This is a genomic window from Thiomonas sp. FB-Cd (assembly GCF_000733775.1).
Lineage (GTDB): Bacteria > Pseudomonadota > Gammaproteobacteria > Burkholderiales > Burkholderiaceae_C > Thiomonas_A.
This window is the reverse complement of record NZ_JPOE01000005.1, coordinates 1-16,739: the sequence shown is the minus strand read 5'-3', so window position 1 is coordinate 16,739 and position 16,739 is coordinate 1. Positions and strand designations below refer to the sequence as shown.

Here is a 16,739-nt window from a genome sequence, read left to right as displayed (position 1 = left end):
GGGCTCTGGCAAGTCGTTGAGATTCTCGCCTGCGGTGGCAAGCGAGACTCGTCTTCATTGCCGGACACCCCCACTATTGCCTAGACTGAGTCCAGGGCCATCTATTGAAGCCTCAAACCAGAGCCCTCTGGAACGATGCCCTGTAGTCCATCGGCTCCAGATGCAGCTGCTTCGACACATCGCCTCGAAGCGTATAGAGCAGGGGTGACGCTCGGAACTGGAACACCCGGTAGAGATGGAATGCATCTTCCGCCTCGCGGGCAAAGTCGAGTTCGTTACGGCTAATGATGAAAGCTGACGTGTGCGGTCCATTCGTCGTCTTGACCTCGATGTAGCGCGGACTGTCTGCCGTGTCGTATGACAAGATGTCATAGCCAGCGCCATCGCCCAGTCGGTCCGAGACCCAATCCACTTGCTGGAACAACTCGGGCATGCCCGCTCCTTCCAATCGCACCTGCTCGAAGCCAAGAACCCACTGTTCCCCGGCACGCCCAAGCTTGCGATTGTTTTCGTCCCGTGCCACGTAATCGAGCTTCCTGGGTAGGCGCTCCCGCCGCGAGGATGCTTCAACCTGAGCGACTGACTCGACCTGCGGCGCGTCGACCAAGACCGCCGTGTACGTCTTTTCGCTCGGGGTCTTCACGTCTTCCATCGCGTCGACCACTTGGCCAACTAGGTCTGCCCTCGACAGAATGTATTGTTGAACCGATTTGCGCAGGAGGAGTTGGCTGTTGCCTCGTGGCTTGTACCCGGCGATAAATGGCAGGCCCATGCCCTGCAGCACTGCGCTGATGTTCTGGTGCTTGAGTTCGACCGAGGCTTTGCTCCGGCCTCGAAGCAGTGGGCGAAGGGCGGCATTGCGCTCGGACTTGTTGTAGGGCTCTTGCCTAGCCTCCAGAGCGAGCATCTCGAAATACGCCGCGACGGTGGCGTCCACCTCCAGTTGCGTCCAGTCCTCCCCGATGCGCACCACTTCGAATCCGAGGCTCTGCAGCTTCGGAACCACGGTTGCTTCGCCGCCGGAGAAATCTGCCGGCCTTAGCGGCCCCTCTGACGTGTATTGGAATCCGAACGCAGCGCCCACGATAGCCTTGGAGTCGCAAAGCTCACCGGTGCGCGGATTACGAACGAGGAAATCGCGGGACTTGCCAAAGCCGTATCGCTCGAGAAACCCTGTGCGCCCGAGTTGGCGAAACTCGTCAAGTGCCGCCTGCACGGCCGATGGGCTTTGAAGACGCGAGAGCTGGGAAGTCATCGTGACACTTCGCAGAGATAGGGGTCTTTGAGCGGGTATTCAGCCGTAGCCTAGCTGCAAATCCATTGCGACGGTCATTCCATGGTTGAGGATGCTGCGAGCACAGCGGCGGTTCTGCCCGAGCCGGGCCCATAGTGCATACACGGCGCATTGAGCCCTGATGCCTCTGGAGGTTTTCCTGAGTATTTGTCTTGAGATGGGCGGACTTCGCCGCTGCGATGCAGCTTTTACCCTAGACACAGAAAACCGTGCTCACGCGCCTGCCGCATGCACCGAAAGGGCCATGACGGCGGCTGAAGGCAATTTAGGCGATGCCCGCGGGGCGTGAGGTCACGCATGGGCGTAACCGTGTAACCGCGTAACGCGCCCCAGGTTGCCGGTTACGGGGTTACAGCGTTACCGCGCACCCCATGCCTGTCGCCAAGTTGACTCGCTGTCCTTGGCGCAGCCGGTCCATTCGGCGGCAGTTCAGAACCGACGCCGCCCTAAATCCATACCAGAGGCAGCCGTAAAGGCTGGCGCATAAACCCGGTTGCTTTACTCGTCACCAACCACTTTTTTGGAGATGACGAGATGGACGCAACCCTGAGCCTCAACACGACAAAAACCGCAGCCCCTGGCAGCGGCACCCACGCACCGCGTGACGCGCACCGGCCACGCCCTTCAATAGCCAGGGTTAACACCGAGCTTGTGCTGATTCGCGGCCTGCCAGGCAGCGGCAAATCGACGATGGCAAAGGTGCTCGCGTTGGTCGGCTACGAGCACTACGAAGCAGACATGTTTTTCTTGCGCGACGGCGTGTATGCATTTGACCCGGTGCGCGTGCGCGACGCTCACGCATGGTGCCAAGCGATGACCCTCAGTGCCCTCATGGAAGGCAAGCGCACGGTGGTCAGCAACACCTTTACCAGCTTGCAAGAGTTGGCGCCGTATCAGGCGATGAGCCGCAATGTGCGCATTGTCGAGGCGACAGGGCGTTGGTGCGGCGCGCACAAGGTGCCGGCGTCGACGCTGCAATGGATGGCGGAGCGGTGGGAGGTCTTGGGCACTTGATAAGTGCCGCCGAACGGGCAAGCCCTTTGCCAGGCAATTTCAAGAGCCTGCCTTTCAGCGTCCAAGAGCGTGAGAACGGCACATATCGCGAAATGTGTAAAAAAATGTTTTCTACGCCATGATTCTGGACAGTTTCCGGACACCGGGCCTACACGGGGTAGGTAGATGCACTTGCACGACTACCAACAACCTCACTGGAGCCATCGATGACCAATTTAGCCGCCTCAATCAATTCAAGCCTGCAATTTTCGCCAAGTGCCAACATCACAGAGGCTTATCGCCGTGCTGCGGTGCTCACGCCTTTGGATGCCGAGCACATGCGAGAGTCGTTGAGATGAAAGAGATTGCCCTTTCGCTGCAACACACAACGAGGATTACCGAAGCACGTTTGGGCAAGCTGTACTTACACCTTCATCGCAAGGGACGAACTGACTTCATTCACAGCACCGATTGGGAGATTGCAAACGCAGAGGAATTTGCTGCTACTTGCCGAAAAATTGCCGACTTACTGCGCTTCTCGGTGGCTGTTCGCAAGCATATTGACACACACACAGCAGTACTTCGTCCGCCCGCGCAGTTGGTCGAGGAGCTCAACATGCTCATTAGCGAACGCTTCGACCAGCAATTTGCGGAGAATGGATACGTTGCCATCAAAGAATATTGGGCTGGGCATTTCCGTTTTGGTCGCATTGTGCTCATCGTCGAAGAATCCCTGCAATTGCCCCTGGCAGAGTTCTCGCGCTCTACTTTTCGAGAGCTGACCCGCTCGGAGCGCCAGTTTGAACGGGTCCGCATTGGCAGCCCCCGCCACCGGGCACTTGCTGCGATTTGCGATGCGCTCCAGCAAGTGTTGATGTAGGCCAGCTTTGACCAAGCCCCCGCGCAGGTGGGGGCTTTGCTGCTCAGCCGTGCCGGTCATCTGACATCCGCAGACTCGCCTTCCCTTGTGTCGACCACACCGTCAGCGGCGCTTGCACAGCCCGTCGGAGCCGCAGCGAAGCCGAAATATGGGCCTCATTGGGCGTTATCCCTGAACGATTCAAAGTTCAACCACGTTCACATCGCGTCCAAAGACCTCACGGAACGCTGGCAGCAGATGGTCATGGTGCGTCAGCACAACGACCTGAGTCTTCGTCGAGAGCTCCCCCAATGCCTCCAGCCCCGCCTTGGACCGGGCATCGTCGTAATTGATGAAGAGGTCATCGGCAATGAACGCATCGCGTGCGATTGCGCGAGATGCAGGTCCAGCGCCGCCAGGCGTAGCGCTAGATAGAGCTGGTCGCGTGTGCCGTCGCTCAGGCCATCGACGCCCACCGACTCACCGCTGTGCCGACGCCCCAGAAGCTTAGGCGGTTCACTCTCAAAGTCGACCGATAGCCGCTCGAACGAGCCCAGAGTCAGTCGCGCAAAGATTCGGCTGGCTGTCTCAAGCATGGGGCCCTGCTTGAGTTCGCGGTATTGTTCGATAGACCAACGCAGAAGGCGGCCTGCCGTGTGCAGTCTCACATACTGCTCGACTGCATCCACCATCCCCGCCAGCGCCTCCTGCCTCTGAGCCTCCGCTATCGCGCCTCCAGTGCTGCCTGCCATGGCGGATAGCCGCGTCTTGGCATCCTGCTTGGCTGCAGACAGCTCGCGGTCTTGACTCAACAGGTCTTCCTCCTGCCGGTCCAGGTCGCTCAGCTCTGCAGTAGCGGCGGTTGCGTCAATGGAGTCGGACTCCGCTCTCAGGGCGTCCAGGCTCATGCCCTCGCCGAGCTTTCGTACCGAGTCCTCGGCCTTGGCATACCGCGCCAAGAGCTGCCTGCATTCGTCCGATGCTGCGATGGCCGCGCGAAGCTCCTCGTGAGTCGCGGCTCCTGCGCGCTCGAACATCGGCTGGATGGCAGCGTTTGCTTGGTCGACCCGCGCCTGAGCGTCAGCTTTGTGCTGCTTGGCAACCTCCAATGCGGCGCCCAGTCGGCGCTGTTCCCTCTCGGCTTCCTGGGCAGTACGCAGCCTGCGGTCGAGCTCCTGAGCGATTGCCTCGGGAGGCTGGGCAGCAAGGTCTGCGGCAGCCTGTTCCGCGAGCGCCTTGGCGGCCCGCTCAAAGGCTGCAAGGTCAGCTCGCATCGTCTCGATGCGCTCCACCTGGGTTTTGCGTATGAGTTCCAGGCTTGCGTCAATCTTCTGGAGGATTTGAAGCGCGCTCCCGACCGTGTCCGGCACGTCCGACTGGGCAAAACCAGCCTTCTCCAGGGCCGCTATCCATTGCAACGTCCATGCATCGAAGGCGGCTTGGTCGCTCTCTTGCTCGAGACGAAGAGACTCCAGGTCTCGGGTGGCATCACCAATTTGCCGCATGACTGTTTGGCGCTGCCCAAGAGCTTGCGTGACGGCATTCAAATGGCTCTTGGACTGCACCATGAGTGCGTGGAGTGAGTCGTCGTGAACCGGCACGCCCAGAGACTGCAGGGCCTTGGATAACTCAGCTCTTGCATGCTCGATGGCCTGTTGCTGCGTTGCATGCGACTGCGTGGCGGCGGTCAACGCATCGGCCGACTCCAACGCTCGGCTTCGCGCGTCCAACCAACTGCCCATCGATTGAAAGGCCAGCGCGGGGAGCCCACAGCGCTGCGCTTGCGACTCCCACTGGGCCTGTCGCTCCTGAACGCCATCGCGCAGAGCCTTCAAGGCCGACTGCGCTCTGTGCATGGCGAGCGTGATTCGTTCAAGTTGGGCCTGTTTGGACTGAAGGGCGCTTGCGTCCTGAATCGTGTCATGCCGACTATCGGCCAGGGCGTCAGCCTCGGCCACTTCACGCTCGAACAGGGGAGCCTCATCGACGAGTCGTTGGGGCGCCAGTTTGATGCTGGCCCAAGTGTGGTCGCGAGTCTGGCGACCCCGAAGGACCTCTTCGCGTGTCACCGGATGGCGTGTGTCGCGAAGCTGCTTGATATCGAGCTCCAGCGTCTCGGCCTCGGCTTCGAGCTCGGCGACGCGCTTGGCCGCGGCCCGGGTCTCGGCTTCATCGTGGATTTGGGCCAGAACCAAAGCCTGGATAATCTCCCTGGATGGAGGAGCCATGGAACGCAAGGTCTCCGGCTGGCCCTTCCAGGGATGGAGTGCAAGCCGCGCCGAGTCGGTTTCCGACTGGCGCTGCGCTGCGAGCGCCTCCCGCTCACGCAAGACGCCCTCGAAATCGCCAAGACTCTGGGCAGCGGTCAAGGCCGCCACCAGTCTGACTGGGACTTGCTCGGTTGGGAGACTGTCGAATTCAGCCTTTGCTCTTTCGAGCTCCCTGGCCTTGGCCCTGCATGCTTTCTGCGAGGCCTGTCGCTTTTCATGGAGGCCGGCGTGCCGGCCGATGAGGTGCGCCAGGCTCGAACGCGTCATGGCGGTGGGCATGCGTGCTCGAAGCGCTTGCTCATCCGTTTCAGCCCAGCCCATCTCCCGCACCAGCGCCGCCACGACCTGCCACTGCGCATCCATCTCGGCTTGCCGCCGCGCAATATCGGTTGGATAGGCCCGGTATTGCAGGCGCTGGTTGTTCAACTCAACAATTTCGGTGGCGTGGTCCAGAAGACTGCGTTCGACATGCAGCACCCCAAGCGCGGCCTGGGCTGCCTCTTCCGCGGCCGTGTGGTGCCGGACTTCGCTCGCAGCGACGGCCGCCTTCTGTTCGGACTCCGCGAGGGTTGTGGCGCTGCCTTCGGGCAGGGACGGCGTTTGCGCGTAGGCATCAAGCCGAAGACGCAGTTGGTCGAGTTCAAACAAGAAGGGTTTGATGGCGACGACCCGGTTCAACTGCTGGCGTCGTTGCTTGAGGGCGGTATGTCGCTGCCTGGCAACCCCAAGCGCGCTGTCGAGCTCGGCAAGCTTGGCCTGGGCATCGGACCAGTCCTTGGCACGAACCGTGGCGTCCTTGAGCGTCTTGGTGGCTGCCTCAAAGGCCTCGAGCGCCTGGTAATACGCTCGGTCGCCTGATTTGCGAGCGCCCCAGAGTCTGTTTGCCTCCGTCTCGAGCGCTTCGCGAATATCACCGAGCGACGCGATTCCCGCAGCGGACTGAAACAGAATCTGACCGAGGTCGCTCGACGCCGACAGAATCGCCGCGCCGCCTTTGACAAGCCGCTCATGGTCGAGGCTGAACATCTGCAAAAAGAATTCCCGGTCCGTGTTGCCGAGATATCCACCTAGGGTCCCGTCCGTCAGTGGCGTGTCCTGGGGCGTGCGAAGTGTTTGTTTATTGGCCTTGACGCGGTGGAACTCCAGGATGTTGTTGTCCTGCTCAAGCAGGCCGCCCAGCCGCAGCTCTGGTAACGGATGCAGGAACGCATGGGCAGAGCGCATCGGCAACCCATAGAGCATGTCGACGATGGCCGAACGCACCGTGGATTTGCCCGCTTCATTGGGCCCGACGATGACGTGGATGTCGTGACTGCGCTTTGGCAACTCGAGGCTTCGACCCGTGAATTTGCCATAGCGAATGAGGTCGACTCGCTGGATTCGCATGCCGCTTACTCCGCCTTGGAAACGTGGGCCACGAGGGATGGCACGATGCTGCGCACGAGGCTCCGGGCATCGCCGTTTCGAATCGCCTCCAGCTGCGGCAGGGCGTGCAGCACATCCCAAGGCAGCTTGCCGACCATTTGCATCAAATCCTCGCGCAGCGACTGCAGGAACTCGGGGTCATCCTCCGCAGTGGACAGGATGGATTGCAGGTCTGCAACGGCGTCGGCGCGTGCAGCCACCTGGAGAGGCGGCTCAACGGGTTGCGTCTCCAGCTTGATTTTCTCAATCCACAGGCGCCCTGGCGCAATGGCAGCGGCTTGGTTCAGAACTTCGGCGCGCAGCTGATGCTCAAGCCCAAAAAGGTGGCCGTGGGCAGGGGAGCTTCCGGTCAGCCTCACCCGCACCGCCAAGGTCAGGGAGCCCTCTGTGCCGGAGACCAGCGCTTCGAGGCCCAAACGCACCGACTGCACAACCTCGGCAAGCGTATTGGCTCTTGAGACGTCCACATCCAGCGCCGCCCAGCGAAGCACGTCCACGATGACCCGCTCGACCGACTGAATGTCCTGACCTTGGGCGGTCACCATCAATGCACCCTTTGGTCCCGTCTCCCGGATATGGCGCCCCTGGAGATTGCCCGGATACGCAATCGTCGAAGCGCCGCCCCATTGCTGGTGGTCGTGCACGTGGCCCAGCGCCCAGTACCCGTAGCCCTTGGCATGCAATTGCGCTACCGTACATGGGGCGTAATTGGCGTGCGCTGTGTTGCCCTCGAGCGCGGTGTGCAATACGCCAATATTGAGCCATCCCGGGATGGGGTCGGGGTAGGTGTGGACGAGGTTCTCCGTTGTTGCGGCAACTTTGAAGCTGCGCCCGTGCAGAGCCACCTGAAGGTCAGCGTGTCTGAACGTCTCCGCTTTGCCCGATGAGAAGGCATGCACATTGTCCGGCAGGGCAAGCCGCTTGGTCATCTCACTTTCCGCATCGTGATTGCCATAAAGGAGATAGACCGGAATGCCGGCTTGCCGCAGGCGGCCCATTTGGCCCGAGAAAAAGATGCCGGTGTTGAAATCGCGCCAGCTGCCGTCGTAAAGGTCTCCAGCGATGACCATAAAGTCGACCCGCTCTTCGAGGGCAAGGCTGACCAGATTTTCGAAGGCGTCGCGTGTGGCCGTGCGGAGCAGTTCCGCAGGTGCGTCCTGGTAAGCGCTCAGGCCAGTGAGCGGGCTGTCAAGATGGATGTCAGCGGCGTGGATGAAGCGCATGCGGTCTCCGGGTTGGTTTGCCAAAGCTTACCGCCGAGCCCTCGCACTTGGGCCTGGCCTTGACGCGCCATGTTGCTCCAAGCAGAGAGGGGCCGGAGTGGGCACCTTGGCGATGAGCGGGCGCGAGGTTCGGTGCGCCCTGAGTGGCCTCGTTCCGGGCTTGGCCGTTCTGGATGCGACCCAGGGGCGCTGTCATGCCCCCTGGGTTCGCTTGTTTAAATTAGTCCGGGCCCTCAGAAGACGCGCAAGGCTATGTTTCGGCGAAGTTTTTATGCATCACCGCGTTGCCGATAACCCACGTCAGCGTTGTCGATAGTGCATGGGGATGGACTATCGGCAACGGGGCTCATAAATCGGGTGGCGTCGAAGCTCTCGCCAAGGGTCGGTGAAATGGCCTGCGAGCCATCATCCAGCGCCGCAACAGCAGACCTGGCGTTGCCAATAGTCCCTGGGTTTTGCCGCGACCGCACGGCACGTCGGGTGATGTCGGCCATATCCGGGCGCGGCCACTCAACGTGCCATCCATGCAGTCCACCAATCGCCATCAGGCTGTCCCGTACCGCTTTGCGGCGGGCGCGCAGCGTACCCTCAGGCGTCACGCCCTTGTCGTCCCAGAGACGCTGCATCAGGGTCTCGAGCCTGACCTTGAGCGAGCGCCCAGCTCGGAGCGTGGTCGACAAAAAGGCGTGCACCGCCTGCGCCGTGTCCGTCGTCAAGTCGAGCCGCTCGCGCATCGAAACCTGCGCATACGGCCCACCCATGACCGCGTTGGCCAGGCGGCAGTTCACCGCCAGGTGCAGGCGCACATCGTTGCCATCCCAAAGGGTGACGAGCTTGGATTGCCGCACGCTGTGCAGGAGGTTGTCGGCCTTCTCCCAGACGGTGACCTCACACAGGCGCCGCAACTGCTCTTCGCGCAACTGCTGGCTGCGCCCTCCACGGCTGCCACAGCGTCCGGCGAGCTCATACCAGGACGTGCGGATGTGCAGAGTCTCGCCGTCCATGGCAGCTGGACCACCATGCATGGCACGCCACAACTCCTGTCCAATGCCAGTTGCACGCCGGTCAATGACGACCGCGTCGCGCGCAACGTGTGCATATTGCTCCTGAGCCAGTTCCAGAAGCGCCAGCAGCAATGTCTGCTCAGGCATGCCGAGCGCTTCGCGGGCACTGAAGCCTAGCCTCATCCCGCCTGGAACCGGGCAATATTCGACATGAAGGGTTGGACGTGTCTTGGTTTTTGCGAGCGGTCGAAACAGATGACTCAAACCTGTCGCCGGGTCATAGCGCACGATGCGCTGGGGAGCAGTCGAGCTCATGCGGGCACCCCCGCAAGCTTGAGCTGTCGCGCCCGGAGCGCAGCGTCACCGGGCGTCTTGGAGCGAATCGGGGTCAACGCACCGCCAGTGCCCTCCATGACCGCCAGGACACCACCAGCCAGGCGCTGCAAACGTGCGGTCGGCTGAGCGGGCATGTAGTTCGCCTTGGCGACGTCGAGTAACAGGAACTGGCCGCGCACGTCCTCAGACACGCCCGCACGCTGAGCTTGTTCCCGCGACAGCCGGCTGAGGTTGAGCTGCCACCGTACGCCGTCGGTCAAGGCAGAGGAGCCACGTGCGGCACCCGCCGCATCGCCTTGCCCCGAAAAGGTCGCCGCCTTGCTCGCGTGGTGGGCAAAGACCACCGCCGCGCCAACATTCCCGGCAAGGTCTCGCAAAGCCAGCACCACCTTGTTCATCGCAGACGAGTCGTTCTCGTCGCAGTCGTGAAACTGGCGCACGGGGTCGATAAACACCAGGCGAGCGCCCTCGCAGGCCCGGACCAGGTCCTTGAGCGCGCTGGTGCGACTCTTGTCAGCGTTGAGCAGGGCATAGGGCTGCGTTCCCCCAGCGTACAGACGCAGGTTCTTCTGTAGCCGCTCGAGAAACTCCTCGAACCGCAGGATGATGCCGAACTGCTCTCGCCGCGCGAAGAGGGTGTCGGCGATGGCGTGCAGGCGGTGCGCCAGTACCTCCTTCGACTCCTCAGCTGCAATGAGAACCACCGAGGCTGGTTTGCTGGCCGGCATCAACCCAGAGAACAGACCGGCGCAGGGCGGAGTGCCGGTCGCCAGGGCGATGGCAAGCTGCAGCTCAAGCATCGTCTTGCCAGACCCGCCGGGCCCCGCAAGCATGCCCACGGTACCAGCCAGCAGACCAGGAAGGACGTGGTCGAGCGGTGCCGGCGGTGTCGAGAGCAGCGCACGCACATCGAGGGATTCCGAGAATGCCGGTTGCGCCGTGTGGGGAGTGACAGCCTCAATCATGGCGACCTCCCACGGCTTGCACGTATTGCCCAAGCCATGCGCCAACGTCGCGGGCGCGCCACCTCAGCAGTCGCGTGCCCGGCAGTTGCAGTCGCGGCGGTACCGCCAGGGGGTTCCGCTTCAAATCCTTCTTGATGGTTTCTGGACTCCTTCCCAGCACCTCAGCCAGTTCAGCCAAGTCCAACAACTTTTGTACTTCCATTTCGTGCTTCCCAGGCCGGTCGTTTAGTGGCATACACGTCGACCGACCCCGACCGCTCCTGCCGGCTGAGACCGCTCTTCGGCTTCAGCTGGCATGTGTAGGCACCCCGTTTATTCACTCGCAACCCTATCCCCTGCAATCCGCTACCGGGAACGTCTATGGAGCGCCGCTTCCTACACGAAGGAGGAATACGGGCCGCCCTCAAGCGGAGATGAGCAACCAGGACATAGGAGAGACGAGGAAATGGCAAAAATAGCGAGCAAAAAAGTGACGGTTGGCACGGACCCTCAAGGTGAGGTGACCAGTGAGACACCGCGTTTCAGCGACGCATGGAGCGGCACAGTTGACGAGAAGCAGCTCAAGCGCCCTGGTGGTGTGCTGATGGCAGCGCTGGTGCGGTGTGCCGCAGAGCGCGGTCAGTCGATTTCGCAACTGGCCGAAAAGCTCGGCTACAGCTACCCCTATATCAATTTATTGATGTCCGGGTTGCGCAAGGTTGACCAGATTTCTGACGACTTTGCCGGAGCCTGCGCGGTCTATTTACGCGTGCCGCGGCTGACAGTTTTGATGATGGCGGGGCGGCTGAAGCCGGACGATTTTTTTGAAATGGGCCGGTTCGGCGCCAGGATGCTGGAGCCCGCGATGCAGTACATCGCCAATGACCCTCAGTGGTCCGGGCTGCTTACAGCTCAGCTGCGGTCCGCGTCAGCGCAGTCGAAGTACTGCGTGGTCAAGATGTACGAGCAGGCCACCGGCAGGAAATTGCTCGCAGATGAGCTGAATGCAGAGGATGTTGTCAGTCAGATGGCGGCTATGCGCGCGCAGAAAGCGAGCGAAGATGCGGCGCCGAAGAAGTGTCGACACCAGGTTTGATATTGATTGCAGCGACCCCGCCGATGAGGTGGGGTCGCCCCATTTTGCAAGGTTCAGCTCCCCTTTCCAATTGCTGCTTCATCGCATGATGAATGCCTGCCCGATGGCGAAGTACCCTAGGGTCCGACGTTGTGTTGCGGGCGACCGCCAAGTCATGGCAAACTTCCGCTGCGGCCGGTTTTATGGGCGCGTTCGGGCGCTATGACACCAACAGATGACGCGCGGGCGCGCATCGGACTGTTTGCAATGAGTACCGTTTATCGGTACATTTTGCAGACATAAGTCCACCACAAATCTGGATGTCAACCGAATCCAAAGAGCATGGTGTCGTCGCCCGCCAGCTCGACCGGCTGCAAGCCCAAGGACGCCTAGTCACCACGGTCGAAGAGGTCACGTTGAGCTGTCGTTTGACCTACCTCGCCGCCCGCCGCCAACTCGAACGCCTCGCACCTCGCGTGGTGCGCTTGCCAGGTCGCCCATCCAGCGTGCTCATCGTACCCCCTGAGCATCAGCCACGAGGAGCGCCACCCGTGGCCGCCTGGCTTGATGCGTATCTGCGGCTTCGCGACACGCGCTATTACGTCGGCTTGCTGTCGGCCGCAGCCCTGCATGGAGCCACGCAGCAGGCCCTCCAGGCCACGCAGGTCATCGCGGACTTTGCCGTTCGGCCCATCGACGTTGGCCGTATCCACCTGGACTTCTATGTCAAGCATCACGCAGCGTCGACGCCATTGACCGAGTTGCCCGGTCTTCCGGCCCTTTTGGCAGTGAGTACTCCTGAGGCCACAGCGCTCAACCTCATCGCTTTCAACACACGCATCGGCGGCATTCGCCGCGCAGCTGAAGTCATTGCCGAGATGAAGCCTGTACTCACGATTGCGGGGATGCGCACAGCCTTGGCCGCAGAGCAGCAGGTCGCGCTCAAACAGCGTCTGGGGTATGTTCTCGAGGTCGTGGGCTTGGAACGGCTGGCGGCTGAGGTGCGGAAGGTACTGCCCGCGCGTGCCGCGATAACCGCATTGCAGACCCATGCGTCGATGCACCTACCCCGCACTGCCGCCATCCACCCCTGGCTCGTCCTCGACAACGTGAAACTGGGAGCGCAATGATGATGACCACGTTGACGCGGCAGGAAGAAATTGAGCCACCCCGCAGGGTGGCTCACAATCTCAAAAAGCGGCGTTCGTTACCCCTCCGTCCCCTCACCGTCCGCAGTCTCCTCGACGGCCGCCCGGCGCGCCAGCTTCGTGGCTTCAAACGCCAAAATCAACAGGGTTCCCGTCGGTTTGCCTTCACGCGATAAATAGAAGTCAGTCTTGAGCTTGCCTGTGACTTTGATGAAATCACCTTTGGCGAGCCCTGGGTCGGCGTCCTTCATGACCCGTACGGTGTACCAAGTGGGCTCGGTATCGACCCCGCGCTGGCTCTCACAAAGCCGGTACTCCCAATAGGCCTTCCCTGTCGATTTCGATTCCTTTCGAACTGGCTCGGTCGCCAAATTTCCAAATACCTGCATGTCTTGTCCTCATTCGAATGACGACGGCATGGTTGCCGCCACTTCGTGTAGCAACCATCATCCATCGGCGCCTTCGACCGCTGACTCGTTGACTGACCACAGTGGCGACACTGGGGCCTCCCATCGCCCCGTTGTTGGCGGCCGCTTGTACGGCAAGTAGTTGTCTTCAAACCAGCCGTCCGTGCTCCACTTGTTGCTCGCGTCGATGCGTACCTTGGGCAGCCACGTCGGCAGCATCTGCACGATGACGTGCCCGATGCGCTCATCCACAAGAGCCGTGCGGCCATCGGCCCGCTTGAACGGCACAGCGGTCCAGATTTCGTACACGCCATCGTCGTACCTTCTGATGTGCTGCCGGCCCTCCATGAGGACCTTCTCGTTAGCCTCCGCGGCGAGTTGTTCGATGATGCGCAACGCATCACGCTCGATGCGCTCTGATTTGCACATGACAACAACGCGCCGAAGCACCTTGCCATCAGCGAGCTTGCTGCCAATGGCACCAATGAGCGCAGCAAGGTCAGCCTGGCGGTCGCTCCCTCTCTTGCTTCGGTCCACTTCGAACCAAGCGGCTCCGCCGCCGCGGTCTTCGTACGCGATTGCGTCCGGGCGGAGGTGCTTGCGCACCGCTGCGCCATGGCGATGCACGTCAACCGTGATGTAGCCCTGCGTTGTGGCTGCCTGGGCGCTCTTCGTTGAACCCGGCCTGGCCGTGGCGTTGAGACGCTGCAGCAGTTCAGCCTCGGTGACGGCGTCAAGGCCTCGTGCCCACGCGCAGATGACGAGAAACTGGGCCCAAAGCCGATGCTCGGGGTTCGTCATGTCGCTGACCCGGCGAACAGATGACGCGGCATCGTGGCCATGGTCCGCGAGCCAATCGACACCGCGCTGTGTCAAGCCGTAGACCGTTTGAAAGCGGTCGGTCCGGTACCGGCGTAACAGGTCCGCTTTGACGAGGCCGCGCACGGCGCGCTGCGCCGCAGTCAGTGCCGCTTTGAAGGTGCGCTCGGGAAAGCAGGCGGCGGCAATGTCGATGGTCCTGATGACGCGAAATCGGTCTGCGAGCAACAGGGACCTCTCGTAAATGGCGTCACGGAGCGCGAGGCTGGACATTCGCTCGGTTGCGCCGCGTGGCGGTGGGGACTTAGTTGCAGATTGCGCGTAACTCTGTAACGCCGTAACGGGTGCTATTGGCTGCAGTGGGGCACAGGTACGCGTTACAGCAGTTACGCCGTTACGCGTGCTCGCAGTGGCACCCGCGGTGGTGCCCGTGGTGCATGGCGCCGGAGGCACAGTGGTGCCGGTAGCGGTGTCACGTGCTTGGTGCGGGCGGGTCTTCGTTGATGCTGGCATTGGGCATAGGCTCCTCGGTGTCGTTTTCGGGGCCGCTGTCCACGTTCTGTGCTTGCTGGCAGCGGCGGCTTCCAATGTGTAGCGATGACCGCGCCACCAGGGGCCAATGTCCTGCGCACCACGCTGCTGCCATGCCGACGTTCGTCTGGTCGAGGTCTTCACGCACGGCCACCTGCGGGAATTGGGCAATGTGTTCTTCCCCCGCATGCAGCCTCGCGCGCTTTGGGCGCGCGTCGCTCACGCCTTCGTCGCGACGTTCTTCAAGGCCTTGCGTTCGTTCCGCACGGCTGCGCCGGTGCGAACCGCCGCCGTCCCAGGTCTACTTGCAAGGCCACTGTTCTTTCGACGTCGGCACCAACTGTCCTGCCAGCAGCCGTCTCCTCGCAGCTGGCCCGGTCTTTCAAGCAGCCGTGCCGTCGATGGTGCCTCCTGGGGCGGAGACTTTCAACGTTGAAAATCGTGCTCCCGCCCCAGCCGAATGACTCCCCTGGGTTCGGTCATTGAAAGCCCGGGGCCCGAGCTGCTTGCAGCCGCGCGCCTGGCGGCGCTCGCTCGTTCCTTCGAGGGGGCTGCGCTGGGCCGGCGGCGGTTCGCACCGCCTTGCCGTGCCCGGTCGCGGCAACTCTGCCTTCGTTGGCCCGCCATCGAGAGCACTGGGACCCCTGCACGCCGCAGATGCGCCGCCCAGGGACTCGGCTGGACGCCGAGCCGTCCGCCAGCTACTTCTATCGAGAGCAATCGTGAGGAGCCGTCGGGCCTGGAGTACTTGGATGGCGTACTCGTCGATGGCGAGGGTGCCCACAGGTGTCTCATCACTCATTCCAGCAGTGCCACCGGCACATGTGTCACTTGGTGATGCTCTGTGCTATCACTCTGTCCACGGTGCACCGTGTCGCGTGGTTACGCGTTACAAGAAAACCATGAAAGTCCAGCTCGCTTCCGACCTCCATCTCGAATTCATCGCTCGCCAATTTCCTGGCGAGACTCTCATTCGCCCCGCCTACGGCGCGGACGTGCTCGTGCTCGCCGGAGACATTGCCAATGACCTGCTGGGCCTGAAGTTGTTTGCGCACTGGCCAGTCCCCGTCATCTACGTGCCTGGCAATCACGAGTACTACGGCACGGACTGGCCCACGATGCGAGGGCAGCTCCAGCGCGCTGCGCGCGGCACCTCAGTCACGGTGCTGGACAACGGTGCTTGGGAATTTGGTGGCGTGCGCTTTCTCGGAACGACCTTGTGGACCGACTACCGGTTGCGCGCAAACCGTACCCAGCGTCAGCTGATGGACGTGGCCGGCTCCCGGCTCCGCGACCACTCTGCGATTCGTGTCGGTGCCGAGGCTTTCACGCCCGAGATGGCGCTGCAGGACCACGAGCAGTCGCGACGATGGCTGGAAGAGCAGCTTGCCCTTCCATTCGACGGCAAGACCGTGGTTGTCACCCACCACGGTCCGAGCGCGCAGTCCGTGCATCCACGCTACCTGGGCGACCCTTTGAACGCGGGCTTCGTCAGCGAACTCGACGACATCGTGTGCAAGGCCGACCTCTGGTTACACGGGCACGTGCACGATAGCTTTGACTACAAGGTTGGCAACTGTCGTGTCGTAGCCAACCCGCGTGGCTATCCGCGCAATCGCAGCAGGGTTGACAGCGTGCTGCAGCTCGAATTTGAGAACCCGGAGTTTCAGTGGGTGTGCTTGATTGATGTGTAACGAGCCTGGTGGGTATGCGCCCGCTGGAGGATGCCGACCGACAGGCGGTCAGGTGGACGCAGACCGTCCGCCGGCGGGCCCATCGAGGTGAGGACCTTTGGTGTCAGCAGGCCGGGTGTGTTTGATGGCCTGCCGGTATGATGGTGAGGGTGCCGCTGGTTGCGCCTCACGGTGTACGCAGCAACGATGCAGGAGCTACACGTCCGCTATTAAGCTGGGCGATTAGGGGCGCGCGACGGCGCCGACGAGCTGTTGAGAGGGAAGAGAGTTGAGCCACGTATGTGCACCGCATTTCTGTGGGCGGGCGCGGTTGCTCCTTTGCATGCGCTCGGCGCGCGGGTAACCTAGCACGGCGTTGCGGAACTGCTATCTCCGCGGCGTTAGGGCTCTAGTCGGTTGCCGTCGGGTTGATGTGAATGATGGGTTTTGTGAATCAGGTGAGAGGGGGAAAAAATGGGAAGAGCGAGGTTGCTGCTGAGCCTTGCCGTGATAGGCGCCATATTGGGGCTTTCGTCCTGCGCGTCATCCCCTCGCAATGAGACAAGCGCGGCGCGTCAAGTTCAAGGAAATCCATGTGGCACGTCACCAAATTGGTTTGCTATTTCATCTGCCTACTTGACGCCGGGGCCCGGCGGATTTTTCGCTGAACAGGCTAATGTCAACCGTGAATTGGCGCGCCAAAAGCAAGAGCAAGTGCAGTGTCAGCTTGCGCTCGCC

General features: G+C 61.8%; 14 protein-coding genes. 5 read left to right on the top strand and 9 right to left on the bottom strand.

Translation table 11 applies throughout. The features are described 5' to 3' along the window. Window positions 1-112: 112 nt before the first annotated feature. The gene (locus tag CD04_RS0113680; protein ID WP_031407684.1) at window positions 113-1,255 is read right to left on the bottom strand and encodes a DUF3883 domain-containing protein; all 1,143 of its coding nucleotides are present in this window, start codon (window positions 1,253-1,255) and stop codon (window positions 113-115) included. A 573-nt stretch (window positions 1,256-1,828) separates the two neighbouring features. On the opposite strand from CD04_RS0113680, the gene CD04_RS0113675 reads away from it, so the two are divergent. After that, window positions 1,829-2,308, top strand: coding sequence for an AAA family ATPase (locus CD04_RS0113675; RefSeq protein ID WP_051849297.1), 480 nt, complete (start codon window positions 1,829-1,831; stop codon window positions 2,306-2,308). A 334-nt stretch (window positions 2,309-2,642) separates the two neighbouring features. After that, a complete protein-coding gene (locus CD04_RS0113665) occupies window positions 2,643-3,167 on the top strand; it encodes a hypothetical protein (RefSeq protein WP_031407680.1) in 525 nt (174 codons plus the stop codon). 251 nt (window positions 3,168-3,418) lie between these two features. Here the strand turns inward: CD04_RS0113665 and CD04_RS0113660 are convergent, their stop codons facing one another. The 5 genes from CD04_RS0113660 to CD04_RS0113640 all read right to left on the bottom strand — a co-directional run bounded on the left by CD04_RS0113660 (window position 3,419) and on the right by CD04_RS0113640 (window position 10,571). Then, the gene (locus CD04_RS0113660; protein ID WP_031407678.1) at window positions 3,419-6,802 is read right to left on the bottom strand and encodes a YhaN family protein; all 3,384 of its coding nucleotides are present in this window, start codon (window positions 6,800-6,802) and stop codon (window positions 3,419-3,421) included. Between the two features lie 5 nt (window positions 6,803-6,807). Beyond that, entirely contained in the window at window positions 6,808-8,064 is a 1,257-nt protein-coding gene (locus CD04_RS0113655) for a DNA repair exonuclease (RefSeq protein WP_031407676.1), read from the bottom strand. Window positions 8,065-8,333: 269 nt separating this feature from the next. Then, complete coding sequence (gene repC / locus CD04_RS0113650) at window positions 8,334-9,383, bottom strand: replication protein C, IncQ-type (protein ID WP_051849296.1); 1,050 nt, start codon at window positions 9,381-9,383, stop codon at window positions 8,334-8,336. Further along, window positions 9,380-10,369, bottom strand: a complete 990-nt coding sequence (locus CD04_RS0113645; RefSeq protein ID WP_081858020.1) for a helicase RepA family protein — start codon at window positions 10,367-10,369, stop codon at window positions 9,380-9,382. Before CD04_RS0113645 ends, repC begins: the two co-directional genes overlap by 4 nt. Then, a complete protein-coding gene (locus CD04_RS0113640) occupies window positions 10,362-10,571 on the bottom strand; it encodes an AlpA family transcriptional regulator (protein WP_031407670.1) in 210 nt (69 codons plus the stop codon). The genes CD04_RS0113645 and CD04_RS0113640 overlap by 8 nt, the downstream gene beginning before the upstream one ends. Before the next feature lie 243 nt (window positions 10,572-10,814). Between CD04_RS0113640 and CD04_RS0113635 the strand changes: the two genes are divergently transcribed. Both CD04_RS0113635 and CD04_RS22715 read left to right on the top strand, forming a co-directional pair. After that, on the top strand, window positions 10,815-11,444 hold the full coding sequence (locus CD04_RS0113635) for a helix-turn-helix transcriptional regulator (protein WP_031407668.1): 630 nt from the start codon (window positions 10,815-10,817) through the stop codon (window positions 11,442-11,444). 299 nt (window positions 11,445-11,743) lie between these two features. Beyond that, the gene (locus CD04_RS22715; protein WP_051849295.1) at window positions 11,744-12,553 is read left to right on the top strand and encodes a type IV toxin-antitoxin system AbiEi family antitoxin; all 810 of its coding nucleotides are present in this window, start codon (window positions 11,744-11,746) and stop codon (window positions 12,551-12,553) included. A 77-nt stretch (window positions 12,554-12,630) separates the two neighbouring features. Here CD04_RS22715 and CD04_RS0113625 read toward each other — a convergent pair whose 3' ends face one another. The 3 genes from CD04_RS0113625 to CD04_RS0113615 all read right to left on the bottom strand — a co-directional run bounded on the left by CD04_RS0113625 (window position 12,631) and on the right by CD04_RS0113615 (window position 14,551). Beyond that, window positions 12,631-12,960, bottom strand: a complete 330-nt coding sequence (locus tag CD04_RS0113625; protein ID WP_031407664.1) for a single-stranded DNA-binding protein — start codon at window positions 12,958-12,960, stop codon at window positions 12,631-12,633. A 57-nt stretch (window positions 12,961-13,017) separates the two neighbouring features. Then, window positions 13,018-14,070: a replication-relaxation family protein gene (locus CD04_RS0113620; RefSeq protein ID WP_081858019.1), complete on the bottom strand. Its 1,053-nt coding sequence runs from the start codon at window positions 14,068-14,070 to the stop codon at window positions 13,018-13,020. A 199-nt stretch (window positions 14,071-14,269) separates the two neighbouring features. Continuing rightward, a complete protein-coding gene (locus tag CD04_RS0113615; RefSeq protein WP_031407660.1) occupies window positions 14,270-14,551 on the bottom strand; it encodes a hypothetical protein in 282 nt (93 codons plus the stop codon). 679 nt (window positions 14,552-15,230) lie between these two features. Here CD04_RS0113615 and CD04_RS0113610 point away from each other — a divergent pair. Next, window positions 15,231-16,022, top strand: a complete 792-nt coding sequence (locus CD04_RS0113610; RefSeq protein WP_031407658.1) for a metallophosphoesterase — start codon at window positions 15,231-15,233, stop codon at window positions 16,020-16,022. Window positions 16,023-16,739: the final 717 nt, after the last annotated feature.